Origin of the sequence: Streptomyces sp. SP18CS02 (genome assembly GCF_036322365.1) — a bacterium.
GTDB lineage: Bacteria > Actinomycetota > Actinomycetes > Streptomycetales > Streptomycetaceae > Streptomyces.
This window is the reverse complement of the sequence record NZ_JAQYXC010000285.1, coordinates 25989-40554: the sequence shown is the minus strand read 5'-3', so window position 1 is coordinate 40554 and position 14566 is coordinate 25989. Positions and strand designations below refer to the sequence as shown.

Below are 14566 nucleotides of genomic sequence, written 5' to 3'. Positions count from 1 at the left end.
AGTTCTCACCGTCATGTCTGAGACCACTGGTGCCAGCTACGCAGCCGCGGGCGTCGACATCGAAGCGGGCGACCGCGCCGTCGAGCTGATGAAGGAGTGGGTGAAAAAGACGCAGCGCCCGGAGGTCGCGGGCCTCGGCGGCCTGGGCGGCTTCGCCGGCCTCTTCGACGCGTCCGCCCTCAAGCGCTTCGAGCGCCCCCTCCTCGCCTCCGCCACCGACGGCGTCGGTACGAAGGTCGACATCGCCCGCCAGCTGGGTGTGTACGACACCATCGGCCACGACCTGGTCGCCATGGTCATGGACGACATCGTCGTCTGCGGTGCCGAGCCGCTGTTCATGACCGACTACATCTGTGTCGGCAAGGTCCACCCCGAGCGGGTCGCGGCGATCGTCAAGGGCATCGCCGAGGGCTGTGTGCTGGCCGGCTGCGCGCTGGTCGGCGGCGAGACCGCCGAGCACCCCGGCCTGCTGGGTCCCGACGACTTCGACGTCGCGGGTGCCGGCACCGGCGCGGTCGAGGCGGACCGGCTGCTGGGTGCCGATCGCATCCGTTCGGGGGACGTGGTCGTCGCCATGGCGTCCTCCGGTCTTCACTCCAACGGGTACTCGCTGGTCCGGCACGTGCTCTTCGACCGTGCGGGCATGCGCCTGGACGAGCAGGTCGAGGAGTTCGGCCGCACGCTCGGCGAGGAGCTGCTGGAGCCCACCAAGATCTACTCCCTGGACTGTCTGGCGCTCACCCGGACGGCCGAGGTGCACGCGTTCTCGCACATCACCGGCGGCGGCCTGGCGGCCAACCTGGCCCGGGTCGTGCCCGACCACCTGCACGCCGCGGTCGACCGTGCGACATGGACGCCGGGCGCGGTCTTCGACCTGGTCGGCAAGGCGGGCCAGGTGGAACGGCTGGAGCTGGAGAAGACCCTGAACATGGGCGTCGGCATGATGGCCGTCGTCCCCGCCGAGTCGGTCGACGTGGCTCTGACCACGCTCGCCGACCGGGGCGTGGACGCCTGGGTCGCGGGCGAGATCACCGAGCGTGGCGACCACGCGACGGGTGCGACCCTCAGCGGCTCCTACGCGAAGTAGGGACGGAGCGGGACCGAAGCAGTGCCGGGGCGCCGCCGCACGGGCGGCGCCAGGGCCGAAGCGCTCCGGTCGGCACCGCGGCACCCCGAAAACGGGCAGCACAGAACCCGGTCCGGGGAAGCCCGGACCGGGTCGGTGTGAAGCGGTGAAGCGATATGAAGCTGTGTGAAGCCGTTGTTCCGGTCAGCGCAGGGTCAAGCGCCGCGACGGTGTGACGAAGGACCGGACTCCTCGTCCTCGTCATCATCGTCGTTGTAGAGATCCGCGTACTGTGCGTACGGGTCGTCTTCCTCGTCGTCATCCTCGAACGGCTCGCCGTTCGGAGGTTGACTCGAAGTCGATGCGCCCAGCTCGCTGGCCAGACGCGACAGGTCAGTCCCGCCGCTGCTGTACTTCAGCTGGCGGGCGACCTTCGTCTGCTTGGCCTTTGCCCGGCCGCGCCCCATGGCTCGACCCCCTCGGTGACGGGGCTCGACGGCCCCAGAGTCTTGACACGCGTTCATGAGTCGGAACGGGCTCTCCGCGGAGAGACCGGCCCGTAGGGCTTCAACGGTACCTGCTTCCGTGGCCATACGGTACGCCGCCCGCATGACGCGCCTCGGAGCAGGACCCGCGAGGCGCCCCGTCCTCGCTGGTCAGCTGCGATTTTAACCTCTTCTTGCGGGTCGACCCGCCGACCGGCGTGAGTCATGTCTCGCTTTCGGCGAAAGCGCGACCGGCGCCCGGCGGGCCACCCTGTCAACCACGCCTACCCGCGACGCGCTTCGGCCATCCTCTGCTCGGCGATCCGGTCGGCCGCCGCGGCCGGCGGAATTCCGTCCTTCTTCGCACGTGCGAATATTGCCAGCGTGGTGTCGAAGATCTTCGTGGCCTTGGCCTTGCACCGGTCGAAGTCGAAGCCGTGGAGCTCGTCGGCGACCTGGATCACGCCGCCCGCGTTGACGACGTAGTCGGGCGCGTAGAGGATCCCGCGGTCGGCGAGGTCCTTCTCCACTCCCGGGTGCGCGAGCTGGTTGTTGGCCGCGCCGCACACCACCTTCGCCGTCAGGACGGGGACGGTGCTGTCGTCCAGCGCGCCGCCGAGCGCGCACGGGGCGTAGATGTCCAGCCCCGGGACGCGGATCAGGGCTTCGGTGTCCGCGACCACGGTGACCTGCGGGAACTTGTCGGTGATACGGCGCACCGACTCCTCGCGCACGTCCGTGATGAGGACCTCGGCGCCCTCCTGGAGCAGGTGCTCGACCAGGTAGTGCCCGACCTTGCCGACGCCGGCCACGCCGACCTTGCGGCCCTTCAGCGCCGGGTCTCCCCAGGCGTGCTGGGCCGAGGCGCGCATGCCCTGGAAGACCCCGAAGGCGGTGAGCACGGAGGAGTCGCCGGCGCCGCCGTTCTCGGGGGAGCGGCCGGTCGTCCAGCGGTTCTCGCGGGCGACGACGTCCATGTCCGCCACGTACGTGCCGACGTCGCAGGCGGTGACGTACCGCCCGCCGAGCGAGGCGACGAACCGGCCGTAGGCCAGCAGGAGTTCCTCGCTCTTGATCTGCTCCGGGTCCCCGATGATCACGGCCTTGCCGCCGCCGTGCTCCAGCCCGGCCATGGCGTTCTTGTACGACATGCCCCGCGAGAGGTTCAGCGCGTCGGCGACGGCCTCCTCGTCGGAGGCGTACGGGTAGAAGCGGGTGCCGCCGAGGGCGGGGCCCAGGGCGGTGGAGTGGATGGCGATGACGGCCTTGAGGCCGGAGGCGCGGTCCTGGCACAGCACCACTTGTTCGTGGCCACCCTGGTCGGAGTGGAACAGGGTGTGCAACACGTCAGCAGAAACGTCAGGAACGCCGGTCACATCGGTCACGGTGGTGACTCCCAAGTACGAGGCGGCGATTGAGGTCCCCCCTGTGGGTGGGGAGGGACCTGTTCGGCAAGAGAGTAAGTCCTACCTGGGCGTAGGGCCGACGCAGTGTGGAGGATCACCCTCTCCTGGAGTACCGGGCGTACCGGCGTGGAAGGATTCGCGGCATGCCTGCCGCGTCCTCGGTCCCCGTTCCGTACGCCTCCTACCTGCGGGTGTACGAGCCCCTGGCGGCCTTTCCCGAGGCCGAGCGCGATCACTGGGCGCGCTATGCCCGGCTCGGGACCGCCGTCACGGCCCAGGACGAGCTGCGCCGTTCGCTCGCCGATCTCCTGCCGACCCCGCCGGTGCCGGTGCACGAGAGCGGGGACGCCTTCGTGACGGAGGTGGAGGGCGTCGTGTGCGTCTGTCCGTGGCGCACCCGGCTGCGGGGCTGGCTCGCCCTGGAGGAGCTGCCGGGTCTGCTTCCCGCCGCGCTGCTGGACGCGGTGCTCCCGCCGGTCGTGCGTGAGCAGGCGGCGGCCGACCACGAGCGCTGGCGGGGCGTCAACCCGGACGCCCGGCCGTGGATCCGGACGGCGGTCTGGCAGGTGCCCGTCCGCTGGTTCGTGCTCTTCTCCGACGAGGAACGGGAATACGTTGCGGCGGGTGAGGCGGGTGAGGCGGGTGAGTCGGGAGCGGCGGGTGCGGCGGGTGCGGCGGGAGAGCCAGCAGGGGCAGGAGAGGTGGAAAAGGCCGGAGGGGCCTCCGGGGCTCAGGAGGCTGCAGGGGGCAGAAGGCACACCGGGGTCGGAGGGGTGCCCGTGCTGCGATACCGGACCCCCATGGTCGAGGCGCGGCGGCGGGTGGCCCGGGCGCTGAAGGCCCTCCGTGAGGCGAGCGACGAGGGTCCGCTGATCGAGGGCCTGGTCGACGTGGGGCGATGGCTGGAGGAGTTCCATCCGCGCTCGCTGGTCGAACTGGACTACGGCGGCCTGGTGCACGCCCTGTCCGGGGAGCAGCTGGCGGAGGACAGGTCGGCGGCGGACGTGGCGGAGGGCCTCGCGGCGCTGCGCGCCGGCGACGGTGAGGCCGCGGGCGAGGCGTACGGGCGCCTGATGGAACGGTGGCGGGCGGTGCGGTACCTGCAGTTCGCCAACTGAGTCCGCCGGAGCCGGCGGCGGCATCGTGTTCACTTGCCTCACGACGTGCCTCACGGCTTTGTCCCTCACTTGGTTCACCGGGCACACCATGCTCATTGTGCTCGGCGAGCTCACAGGCTTCACTTGGCTCACCGCACTGATTGCTCTCATTGCACCCATGGTGATTCTTGTGACCATTGCGGCTTTCGGGGTATTTGAGACGGTTCATTTCCCCGTGGGTGATTGAGCCTCTCCGAGGCCCCGGACGTGGACCGGGTCCTAGGTCCCGATCCGGGCCTTTGACTCAAGCGTGACGGATAGCACTAACGGGGCTCTTGCGCCCATCGCCCGACCTCGTGCCAAAATAGGACAAGGAGTCCGGGGAGGGTTCCTTCCGTCCTGCCATGGGCGGAATGCTCAGCAATGCACTCTATGGGGGGTCTGATGGCTCCTGATCGCTCTGTGACTGATCGTCACTGTGACGTGACTGTCCGCTATGGCATGGTCCATCGGCTTCCGCCGCTGATGAACACCTGAGAGGGCAATTCCATCGGTTTGGCCGAACGTGGCTGGACAGATGGTGTAGTTGTAGTGCCGAGGACAAGCCGTTCGTCCTATAACCGACTCGGCTCGCGTCCGCCATTTCGGGCAACGCGGGTCAAGGTGCAGAATTTAGAGGAAAGAACCGAGAAGGTTCGGTTCTCCCGAGGAGGCCGCTCATGACCGCTCGCACCCCTGATGCCGAGCCGCTGCTGACCCCCGCTGAGGTTGCCACGATGTTCCGCGTGGACCCGAAGACGGTGACCCGCTGGGCGAAGGCGGGCAAGCTCACGTCCATCCGCACGCTTGGTGGACACCGCCGTTACCGCGAGGCAGAGGTTCGTGCGCTGCTCGCGGGCATTCCGCAGCAGCGCAGCGAGGCGTAACACCCCGTACCACCGGGCATTCCGGGTCCCCCAACCCGGTACGCCCAGCCCATGGCTCGACCGACGGGTGCCTGCCCCAACGGGCTTTCGTCATCGATCGCGCTGGACTCCGCCGGGTCCAGCGCGATTTTTTCATGCCCGCCCACGGCCTCGCCGGGAAGCTCCGGGCGCGGTTCGAGAGGTGGTGCAATTGCACATATTAAATTGGTCGTTTGTAGGCGGGGTGTAAGTTAAGCGGTTTCCAAAACTGATTCGGTGACTCGCGTCACACCCCGATGGCCCCATCCGGGAGGGTCTGACGCCACTGGGAGCGCGCCCATCCCGCTCTCGGCGGGGTGCCTGGACACCGCGGATTCCGCGGCGTGGACTCCGCGGTGACCCGTGGAGGCCCCGGCGGTGGCCGGGCGACGCGTCGCCGGCTCCGGCCGGCTGTCGTGCCGTCACGACCGGGGAGCGCGGGCCGGATTGCCGCTGCCGCTCTCCGGGCCGTCCCGAGGGCCGTCCTCCGGGGCGGTGGCGCCCGCCACCCCGATCCGGCCGGCCGTCAGGCCGTCCGGGCCTCCTGGGCCCTCCGGCTCCCGCGGGCCGTCGCCCGAAGCTCCTGGACCCTCCGGGCAGCCGTCCGCGCCCTCGTACGCGTCGCTCTCGTACGAGTCGAAGGCGTCGTCCGGGAGTTCCATCGCGAGTCTCAGGAGGCGCCGGCAGACGGCGCAGCGCTCGGTGGCGTGGCGATAGCCGGACGCCGCCGCCAGATGTGCGCGCAGCAGCGCGCGAGTCTCGTGCCTGACTGTGGATGCCGCCGCCATGCGCGTCACCTCCGACGAGGGGCCCCGCTTCCCTGATGCCTGGGTACCGGTGGCGGTTGACGCAGTCAAGACGGCAGAAGGCCCGGATCCGAAGAGGATCCGGGCCTTCCTTACTGCTTCTTCTGCGGTCCTGACGGGATTTGAACCCGCGGCCTCCACCTTGACAGGGTGGCGAGCACTCCAAACTGCTCCACAGGACCAGGTTTCGCAGCCGGTTGTTCTTGGCTGCGAGAGAAACTGTACAGCAGGTCAGAGGGTCGGGTCGACCTCACCCGGGGCGACGGGCCCCCCACCGCGGCCCACTACGGCGCCGCCGCGTCGATCGCCTTCACGATGCGCTTGTCGGAGACCGGCTGGGCCGTGCCCAGGGCGTGGGCGAAGTAGCTCACCCGCAGCTCCTCGATCATCCAGCGGATGTCCAGGACGTGTTGCGGCACCGGCCGGCCCTGCGGCATCTGCTCCAGCAGCCACGCGTACTCGTCCTGCATCTCGTGGACCTTCTCCATGCGCGTGGTGTCGCGCTGCACCGAGGTCGGCATCTGCTGGAGCCTTCTGTCGGCCGCCACCAGATAACGCATCAGGTCCGGCAGGCGCCGCAGGCCGGTCGCCGTGACGAAGCCCGCCGGCATGAGGGCCGCCAGCTGCTCCCGTACGTCCTGGACGTTGTCGAGGAGGGTGAGGCTGTTCGTGGCCTTCAGGCGGCGCTCGCAGGCCTGCCAGGCGGCCAGGATCTGCTGCACCTGGTCCACCGTGCGTACCGTCGTGTCCACGAGGTCGGCGCGGACCTTGTCGTACAGCTTCCGGAACGACTCCTCGTCCCAGGCGGGGCCGCCGTGATCGGCGATGAGCTTGTCCGCCGCGGCGGTCGCGCAGTCGTCGAAGAGGGCCTGGACGGAGCCGTGCGGATTGCGGGAGAGGGCCAGCTTCTGCTGGTTCGTCAGCTTGTCCGACGCGAACTTGGCCGGATTCACCGGGATGTTCAGCATGATCAGCCTGCGGGTGCCCCGCCACATCGCCCGGGCCTGTTCTGCCTCGGTGTCGAAGAGGCGCACGGAGACGGTCTCGCCCGCGTCCACCAGGGCCGGATACGCCTTGACGGGCTGGCCCGCCCGGCGGGTCTCGAAGACCCGGCTCAGCGTGCCGATCGTCCAGTCGGTCAGCCCCGTGCGCTCGACGGACCCGCCCGACGGCCCGGAGGACTCCGCGGCGGCCTTGGAGAGGGCCTGACGGGCCTTGGGGCGCAGTGCGAGCTTCAGCGCCTCCAGGTCCTTGTTCTCGGCGAGCTTCCTGCGCCGCTCGTCAACGATCCGGAAGGTGATCTTCAGATGGTCCGGGATCCGCGTCAGGTCGAAGTCGTCGGCGGCGACGGGGACACCGACCATGCGCTGGAGCTCGCGGGCCAGGGTCGCCGGCAGCGGCTCCTGGAGGGGCACGGCCCGCTCCAGGAACGCCTTCGCGTAGTTCGGCGCCGGGACGTAGTGGCGACGGACGGGCTTGGGCAGCGAGCGGATCAGCTCGACCACCACCTCCTCGCGCAGGCCAGGGATCTGCCAGTCGAAGCCCTCGTCCGTGACCTGGTTCAGCACCTGGAGGGGGATGTGGACGGTGACGCCGTCCGCGTCGGCGCCCGGCTCGAACTGGTACGTGACGCGGAACTTGAGGCGGCCCTGGCGCCAGGAGTCCGGGTAGTCGTCCTTGGTGACCGCCCCGGCCTTCTCGTTGATGAGCATCTCGCGCTCGAAGTCGAGCAGCTCAGGCTCTTCCCGCTGTTTGTGCTTCCACCAGGAGTCGAAGTGCGCCCCCGACACCACGTGCTCGGGCACCCGCTGGTCGTAGAAGTCGAACAGGGTCTCGTCGTCCACCAGGATGTCGCGGCGGCGGGCCCGGTGCTCCAGCTCCTCGACCTCGGTGAGCAGCCTGCGGTTGGCCGTGAAGAACTTGTGGTGCGTACGCCAGTCGCCCTCGACGAGCGCGTTGCGGATGAACAGCTCCCGGCTCGTCTCCGGGTCGATCCGCCCGTAGTTCACCTTCCGCTGGGCGACGATCGGCACGCCGTACAGGGTGACCTTCTCGTACGCCATCACCGCCGCCTGGTCCTTCTCCCAGTGCGGCTCCGAGTACGTGCGCTTGAGCAGGTGCCCGGCCAGCGGCTCGATCCACTCGGGCTCGATCCGCGCGTTGACCCGCGCCCACAGGCGGGACGTCTCGACGAGCTCGGCCGACATGATGAAGCGCGGCGGCTTCTTGAAGAGCGCCGAACCGGGGAAGACCGCGAACTTGGCGCTGCGGGCACCCAGGTACTCGTTCTTCGACGTGGTCTTCGCGCCGCCCTCCCGGCCGGCCTCCTTCACGTCCTTCATCCCGATGTGGGACAGCAGGCCGGCGAGCAGCGAGACGTGGACGGACTGCTCGGGCGCGTCGTCCTCGTTGAGGGCGATGCCCATCTGCTTGGCGACCGTGCGCAGCTGCGAATAGATGTCCTGCCATTCGCGAATGCGCAGGAAGTTCAGGTACTCCTGCTTGCACATCCGGCGGAAGCTGGAGGAGCCCCGCTCCTTCTGCTGCTCCCGGACGTAGCGCCACAGATTGAGGAAGGCGAGGAAGTCGGAGGTCTCGTCCTTGAAGCGGGCGTGCATCTGGTCGGCCTGCGCCTGCTTGTCGGAGGGGCGCTCGCGCGGGTCCTGGATGGACAGCGCGGCCGCGATGACCATGACCTCGCGCACGCACCCGTTCCGGTCGGCCTCCAGGACCATGCGCGCCAGCCGCGGGTCGACCGGCAGCTGCGCGAGCTTGCGGCCCTGCTGGGTCAGCCGCTTCTTCGGGTCCTTCTGCGTGGGGTCGATCGCCCCCAGCTCCTGGAGGAGCTGCACGCCGTCGCGGATGTTGCGGTGGTCCGGCGGGTCGATGAAGGGGAACTTCTCGATGTCCCCGAGGCCGGCCGCGGTCATCTGGAGGATGACGGACGCCAGGTTGGTGCGCAGGATCTCGGCGTCCGTGAACTCGGGACGGGCGAGGAAGTCGTCCTCGTCGTACAGCCGGATGCAGATGCCGTCCGACGTACGGCCGCAGCGGCCCTTGCGCTGGTTGGCGCTGGCCTGGCTGATCCGCTCGATCGGCAGGCGCTGGACCTTGGTGCGGTGGCTGTAGCGGGAGATGCGGGCGGTGCCCGGGTCGATCACGTACTTGATGCCCGGGACGGTCAGCGAGGTCTCGGCGACGTTCGTGGCGAGGACGATCCGGCGCACCGTGCCCGCGTCGGGCCGCTGGAAGACCCGGTGCTGCTCGGCGTGCGAGAGCCGGGCGTAGAGCGGCAGCACCTCGGTGAACCTGTACTGCTTCTTGGCGAGCGCGTCCGCGGTGTCGCGGATCTCGCGCTCACCGGAGAGGAAGACGAGGATGTCTCCCTTGCCCTCGCCCTGGAGCTCCTCGACCGCGTCGCAGATCGCCGTGATCTGGTCGCGGTCGCTCTCGTCGCCGTCCTCCTCCAGGAGCGGGCGGTAGCGGACCTCGACCGGGTAGGTCCGGCCGGAGACCTCGACGATCGGGGCGTCGCCGAAGTGGCGGGAGAAGCGCTCCGGGTCGATGGTCGCGGAGGTGATCACGACCTTGAGGTCGGGGCGCCTGGGGAGCAGCTGGGCCAGATAGCCGAGCAGGAAGTCGATGTTGAGGGACCGCTCGTGGGCCTCGTCGATGATGATCGTGTCGTAGGCCCGCAGCTCGCGGTCGGTCTGGATCTCGGCGAGCAGGATGCCGTCCGTCATCAGCTTGACGAAGGTGTCGCCGCCCACCTGATCGGTGAAGCGGACCTTCCATCCGACCGCCTCGCCCAGCGGCGTCCGCAGTTCGTCGGCGACCCGTTCGGCGACCGTCCGGGCCGCGATCCGCCGCGGCTGGGTGTGCCCGATCATCCCCCGGACGCCGCGTCCCAGCTCCAGACAGATCTTGGGGATCTGCGTCGTCTTGCCGGAGCCGGTCTCACCGGCGACGATCACGACCTGGTGGTCACGTATCGCCTCCAGGATCTCGTCGCGCTTCTGGCTGACCGGCAGCTGCTCGGGGTACGTGATCTCGGGCACCCGGGACGCCCGCTCGGCCGTCCGGGCGGCGGCCTTCCCGGCCTCGGCGGCGATCTCGTCCAGCACGGCCCGCTGGGCCTCGGGCTTGCGGATGCGGCGGGCGCCTTCGAGACGGCGGCCCAGCCGCTGCGCGTCACGCAGCGAGACCTGGGCCAGCAGGGTCTGGAGGTCGGCGAAGGAAGTAGACATACCTGATCCAGGATCTCACCCTGGGCTCCGGAGTGGCGAACCGATTTCCCCGTACCATTTCCGGCACATGGACGATCACGGAAACGAGCCCGGAAGGCGGTGCCCATGCTGATGCCCGGCAACGGGTGGCGCCGTGCCGCCACGGCCGCGTTCGTGCTGGTGGGCCTGGTGATCGCCCTGTTCCTGCGGCCCGGCCAGGGCACTTTGACCGTCCACACCCCGGGCGCGCCGCCCGTCGTCACCGCCGTCGGCCAGGGCCAGCCGCCCGGGTGCGGAGAGGACTCCTCGTCCGAAGCGGGCGGGCTCCGTCCGGCGGCCCCGCCGCGCTCCGCGACCAGCTGCGAGCTGCTGCCCGCGCTGTACGACGCGCGTGTCGCGAGCGGCGCGTGGGCTCCGGACGGGACGATCGTGGACGTCCGGCCGGAGCGGGCTCCACCGCCGCTCGCAGCGCCCTCTCCGGTGGATCTCTCGATCCTGCGCGTATAGCTCCCGGCGCCGTACCTCCCCCGTACCGCCGGTCACCTTTCCACGCGCTCAGGAGTTCCCCCATGCCCAGGACCAGGTCCTATCTCGTCGGCGCCGGTGTCGTCGCCGCCGCCGCGCTGCTCGGCGTCGTCTCGTACACCGCCACCAAGCCCGCCGGCCCCGGCTCGTCCTCCTCGTCCTCCTCGGTGGCCGAGACCTCCGCCGATCCCCAGGACGGGGTCTATCCGGAGCTGGAGAAGTACGCCCGGCGCGACGCCGGGGACCCGCTCGCGGTGGGGCGCGCCGACGCGCCCGTCGTCCTGATCGAGTACGCCGACTTCAAGTGCGGCTACTGCGCGAAGTTCGCGCGCGACACCGAGCCCGCGCTCATCGAGAAGTACGTCGACGAGGGCACCCTGCGCATCGAATGGCGCAACTTCCCGATCTTCGGTGAGGAGTCCGAGGCCGCCGCGCGCGCCTCCTGGGCGGCGGGCCGGCAGGGCCGGTTCTGGCAGTTCCACAAGGCCGCGTACGCCCAGGGAGCCAAGGAGAAGGGCTTCGGCAAGGAGCGGCTGACCGAGCTCGCCCGTGAGGCGGGCGTCGCCGACCTCGGGCGTTTCACCCGTGACTCCGACAGCGACGCCGCGCGGCAGGCCGTGCGCGAGGACCAGGAACAGGGCTACTCCCTGGGCGCCACCTCCACCCCCTCGTTCCTGATCAACGGCAGGCCCATCGCGGGTGCGCAGCCCATGGAGACGTTCACGTCCGCGATCGACGCGGCGGCCGGGGCGAAGGCCGCGGCGAAGAACGGCACCCGGGACGGCAAGCAGGACGGGCAGCGGGACGGGACGGACGCCACCCGGGGCGAGCAGCAGGACGGGACCGGCCGGTGACGGACATCGGCTATCTGGCCGCCTTCCTCGGGGGCCTGCTCGCACTGCTCAGCCCGTGCAGCGCCCTGCTGCTCCCGGCGTTCTTCGCTTACTCGATCGACAGCCCGGCCCGGCTGCTGGCCCGTACCGGGATCTTCTACGCCGGGCTCGCCACCACCCTCGTCCCGCTGGGCGCCGCGGGGTCCTTCGCCGGGCGGCTCTTCTACGGCCACCGCGACGCGCTGGTCGCGGCGGGCGGCTGGCTGATCATCGGGCTCGGTGTCGCACAGATCCTCGGCATGGGCTTCGCCCCGCGCCGGATCGCCGAGGCGAGCGGCCGCATCCGCCCGACGAGTGCCCTCTCGGTCTACGCCCTGGGCCTTGTCTACGGGCTGGCGGGGTTCTGCGCGGGCCCGATCCTCGGCAGCGTGCTGACCGTCGCGGCGCTGAGCGGCAGCCCGGCCTACGGCGGCCTCCTGCTCGCGGTGTACGCGCTGGGCATGGCCGTGCCGCTGTTCCTGCTCGCGCTGCTCTGGGAGCGCTACGACCTGGGGCGGCGCCGCTGGCTGCGGGGGCGCGCGCTGCGGGCCGGCCGGTTCGAGCTGCATACGACCTCGTTGCTCTCGGGTCTGTTCTTCATCGTTCTCGGGGCGCTCTTCCTGGCCTTCGACGGCACGACGGCCCTGCCCGGCCTCCTCACGGTCGACGATTCGTTCGCCGTGGAGCAGTGGGCTGCCGGGCTGGGGCGGGCGGTCCCGGACTGGGCGCTGCTGAGCGGTGCGGTCGCCGTGGTCGCGGTGGTGCTGGGCGTCCGCGGGCAGCGGCGCCGACGGCGTCAGGAGCACCCGGGGGAGGGGTGAGCGGGCGGCCCGCCGAGCGGGGCGGCCGGTCCGATCCGGTCCCGTCGCCCCGCCCACCGGGCCGGACGCCGCCTGCCGCCGCCTCGGCGGCGGGTGGATTCGCCCACCAGAGCCGTGCGACGGATGCGGCCGATGGAGTCGTACGAAGAGAGGCGGTCGGCGGAGACCCGGAGGAGTACGCCGGTGGAACGCAAAAATCCCCCCGCCGACGGATCGGTGGGGGGATTCCTTGTGGCTGGGGCCGGGGTCGAACCGGCGACCTATCGCTTTTCAGGCGATCGCTCGTACCAACTGAGCTACCCAGCCACGCGACTCTTTCGAGCCACAGCGGTCCTGACGGGATTTGAACCCGCGGCCTCCACCTTGACAGGGTGGCGAGCACTCCAAACTGCTCCACAGGACCAAACGTTGTGCGAGACAAGTCTCGCACACGGTAAAGCGTGCCCCCAACGGGATTCGAACCCGTGCTACCGCCTTGAAAGGGCGGCGTCCTGGGCCACTAGACGATGAGGGCTAAGGGCCCGCCGTGGGCGCTTCGCAGCGCGTCGGGGACGTGAGAAGCATATGGGATGTCGGGACCGATCGCCAAAACGCTTTCCGGGGGAGCCGGGAGGCACCCCCGGAAAGGCGTCACCGGGGCGGGGGCGACGGGCCCCGGGGCGGCGTCGCGGAGGGCCCGCCGGAGCCCGTCGGCGGCGTCCCGCCCGGTGGGCGGGGGCCGGTGGCGCCGAGGGACGGGGAAGGGGTGGCGCCCAGGGAGGGTGTCGGCGTGGGGGCGCCCGGCAGGTTGTCCTCCGGGAGGTGGCGGCTGACCTCGGCGGTCGTCAGGCCCAGGCCGCCCAGCGTGATCTCGTCCCAGGCCTGGAGGTGGCGGGTGCCCCGGTCCAGGTAGAGGACCGACGCCCGGACCTTCTCGGGCTCCTCGTTCTGGACGGCGCGCAGACCGCCGCCGCCCGTGGAGCCCTCGATCTTGAGGCGGGTGCCCTTCGGCATGACCTCCGTGTCGCGGCGGTGGACGTGGCCGGCCAGGACGAGGGGGACCTCGCCGTCCGTCTCGCGGGCGGCCGCCGGGTTGTGGGCCACCGCGATGTCCACGGGGGTGCCCGCCCGCTGCTGGCCGCGCAGGGCGGCGGCGAGCCGGACGCCCGCCGCGCGTTCGGCGTCGTCACCCTGGGCCTGCTCCGAGCGGTCGGGGGTGAACTGCGGGTCGCCCATGCCGGCCACCCGCAGCCCCCGGACGGTCACGGCGCTGCCCTCGTCGAGGACGTGGACGTTGTCGAGGCCGGACAGGTACTCCTGGGTGACCCGCGAGTCGTGGTTGCCCCGCACCCAGACGTAGGGCGCGCCGAGGTCGGGGATCGGGTCCAGAAAGGCGTTCTCCGCCGCGCTGCCGTGGTCCATGGTGTCGCCCGAGTCGATGATCACGTCGATCCGGTACTGCTTCACCAGAGAGCTGATGATGTGCCAGGCGGCCGGGTTCAGGTGCACGTCCGAGACGTGCAGCACCCGCATCGTGCCCGGGTCCGGCTGGTAGGTCGGAAGGGTGGAGGTCGCGTCGTACAGCCTGGTCACGTTGGTGACGAGCCGCGCCAACTCCTTCTGGTAGACGTCGAACTCGCTCACGATCGAGCGGGCGTTGCCGACCACGGAGGGGGCGCTGCTGAGCAGGCCGGAGAACTTCGGCTCCAGGACGGACTTCGGGTTCCAGGTGAGGTACGCGGAGGCGCCGGAGGTGGCCAGCAGGGCCAGCGCGAGACCGCCCGCGGCGAGCGCGCGGCGGGGGCGCCGGAAGACGGCGAGGCCCAGCGCGGTGGCGCCGGAGACGACGGCGACGCAGGAGCGCAGGGCCAGCTCCCGCGTGCCGTCGGCGACGTCCCCGGTGATCTCCTCCTGGAGGCCGGAGATGCGCTCGGGGTGCTGGACCAGCGCCTGCGAGCGGACGGGATCGAGCCGGTCGACGTCGACGTCGAGCCGGATGGGGGCGGCGTGCGAGTCGAGCTCCAGCGCACCCAGCGGCGAGACGTTGATCTTGGTCCCGCCGCTGAGGGAGGGGCGCAGGGTCATGGTGGTGTCCATGGGCCCAACGGGCGTACGGACGTTCCCCACGATCAGCAGGCCCAGCCAGGCGCCGAGCAGGACGACGGCGACCAGGCCCAGCGCTCGGGCGTAGGGGTGCGGGGCGTTGACCAGGGTGGATGTCGGATCGGTGTGCTGGGAGCGGTAGTGGCGCAGTACGCGGGCGTACGTGGCACGGACGGCGGGTCGGGCCATTGGTCCCGTATGCCCGTACGGACGGGCGGCTAAGCCCGTCCATCCGG

12 protein-coding genes and 4 tRNA genes are annotated in these 14566 nt (G+C 70.6%); 7 read left to right on the top strand and 9 right to left on the bottom strand.

Annotation, left to right across the window (positions count from 1 at the left end; translation table 11 throughout):
• Positions 1-13: 13 nt before the first annotated feature.
• Positions 14-1087: a phosphoribosylformylglycinamidine cyclo-ligase gene (purM, locus tag PUR26_RS17150; protein ID WP_329873263.1), complete on the top strand. Its 1074-nt coding sequence runs from the start codon at positions 14-16 to the stop codon at positions 1085-1087.
• A gap of 194 nt (positions 1088-1281) precedes the next feature.
• On the opposite strand, the gene PUR26_RS17145 is transcribed toward purM, so the two are convergent.
• Positions 1282-1533 carry a DUF3073 domain-containing protein gene (locus PUR26_RS17145; protein WP_329873262.1) on the bottom strand — a complete coding sequence of 84 codons (252 nt, stop codon included), beginning with the start codon at positions 1531-1533 and terminating at the stop codon, positions 1282-1284.
• A gap of 302 nt (positions 1534-1835) precedes the next feature.
• Complete coding sequence (locus PUR26_RS17140; protein ID WP_329873261.1) at positions 1836-2936, bottom strand: Leu/Phe/Val dehydrogenase; 1101 nt, start codon at positions 2934-2936, stop codon at positions 1836-1838.
• 164 nt (positions 2937-3100) lie between these two features.
• Between PUR26_RS17140 and PUR26_RS17135 the strand changes: the two genes are divergently transcribed.
• From PUR26_RS17135 to bldC, 3 genes are all read left to right on the top strand, one after another.
• Entirely contained in the window at positions 3101-4075 is a 975-nt protein-coding gene (locus PUR26_RS17135) for a hypothetical protein (RefSeq protein WP_329873260.1), read from the top strand.
• A 97-nt stretch (positions 4076-4172) separates the two neighbouring features.
• A complete protein-coding gene (locus tag PUR26_RS17130; RefSeq protein WP_329873259.1) occupies positions 4173-4301 on the top strand; it encodes a hypothetical protein in 129 nt (42 codons plus the stop codon).
• A 472-nt stretch (positions 4302-4773) separates the two neighbouring features.
• Positions 4774-4980 (top strand): developmental transcriptional regulator BldC, encoded by a 207-nt coding sequence (gene bldC, locus PUR26_RS17125; protein WP_003949541.1) that lies wholly within the window; start codon positions 4774-4776, stop codon positions 4978-4980.
• A 440-nt stretch (positions 4981-5420) separates the two neighbouring features.
• Here bldC and PUR26_RS17120 read toward each other — a convergent pair whose 3' ends face one another.
• The 3 genes from PUR26_RS17120 to hrpA all read right to left on the bottom strand — a co-directional run bounded on the left by PUR26_RS17120 (position 5421) and on the right by hrpA (position 10051).
• Positions 5421-5786: a DUF6274 family protein gene (locus PUR26_RS17120; protein WP_329873258.1), complete on the bottom strand. Its 366-nt coding sequence runs from the start codon at positions 5784-5786 to the stop codon at positions 5421-5423.
• A 125-nt stretch (positions 5787-5911) separates the two neighbouring features.
• A tRNA-Asp gene (locus PUR26_RS17115) sits at positions 5912-5986 on the bottom strand.
• A gap of 102 nt (positions 5987-6088) precedes the next feature.
• Entirely contained in the window at positions 6089-10051 is a 3963-nt protein-coding gene (gene hrpA / locus PUR26_RS17110; RefSeq protein WP_329873257.1) for an ATP-dependent RNA helicase HrpA, read from the bottom strand.
• Positions 10052-10156: 105 nt separating this feature from the next.
• On the opposite strand from hrpA, the gene PUR26_RS17105 reads away from it, so the two are divergent.
• From PUR26_RS17105 to PUR26_RS17095, 3 genes are all read left to right on the top strand, one after another.
• Positions 10157-10537 carry a hypothetical protein gene (locus PUR26_RS17105; RefSeq protein ID WP_329873256.1) on the top strand — a complete coding sequence of 127 codons (381 nt, stop codon included), beginning with the start codon at positions 10157-10159 and terminating at the stop codon, positions 10535-10537.
• Between the two features lie 62 nt (positions 10538-10599).
• Complete coding sequence (locus tag PUR26_RS17100; protein WP_329873255.1) at positions 10600-11409, top strand: DsbA family protein; 810 nt, start codon at positions 10600-10602, stop codon at positions 11407-11409.
• Positions 11406-12248, top strand: coding sequence for a cytochrome c biogenesis CcdA family protein (locus PUR26_RS17095; RefSeq protein ID WP_329873254.1), 843 nt, complete (start codon positions 11406-11408; stop codon positions 12246-12248). The genes PUR26_RS17100 and PUR26_RS17095 overlap by 4 nt, the downstream gene beginning before the upstream one ends.
• A gap of 232 nt (positions 12249-12480) precedes the next feature.
• Here PUR26_RS17095 and PUR26_RS17090 read toward each other — a convergent pair.
• From PUR26_RS17090 to PUR26_RS17075, 4 genes are all read right to left on the bottom strand, one after another.
• Positions 12481-12554: transfer RNA gene (locus PUR26_RS17090), tRNA-Phe, on the bottom strand.
• 22 nt (positions 12555-12576) lie between these two features.
• Positions 12577-12651 (bottom strand) — tRNA-Asp (locus tag PUR26_RS17085).
• A gap of 38 nt (positions 12652-12689) precedes the next feature.
• Positions 12690-12762, bottom strand: a tRNA-Glu gene (locus tag PUR26_RS17080).
• 116 nt (positions 12763-12878) lie between these two features.
• Positions 12879-14519, bottom strand: a complete 1641-nt coding sequence (locus tag PUR26_RS17075; protein WP_329873253.1) for a metallophosphoesterase family protein — start codon at positions 14517-14519, stop codon at positions 12879-12881.
• Positions 14520-14566: the final 47 nt, after the last annotated feature.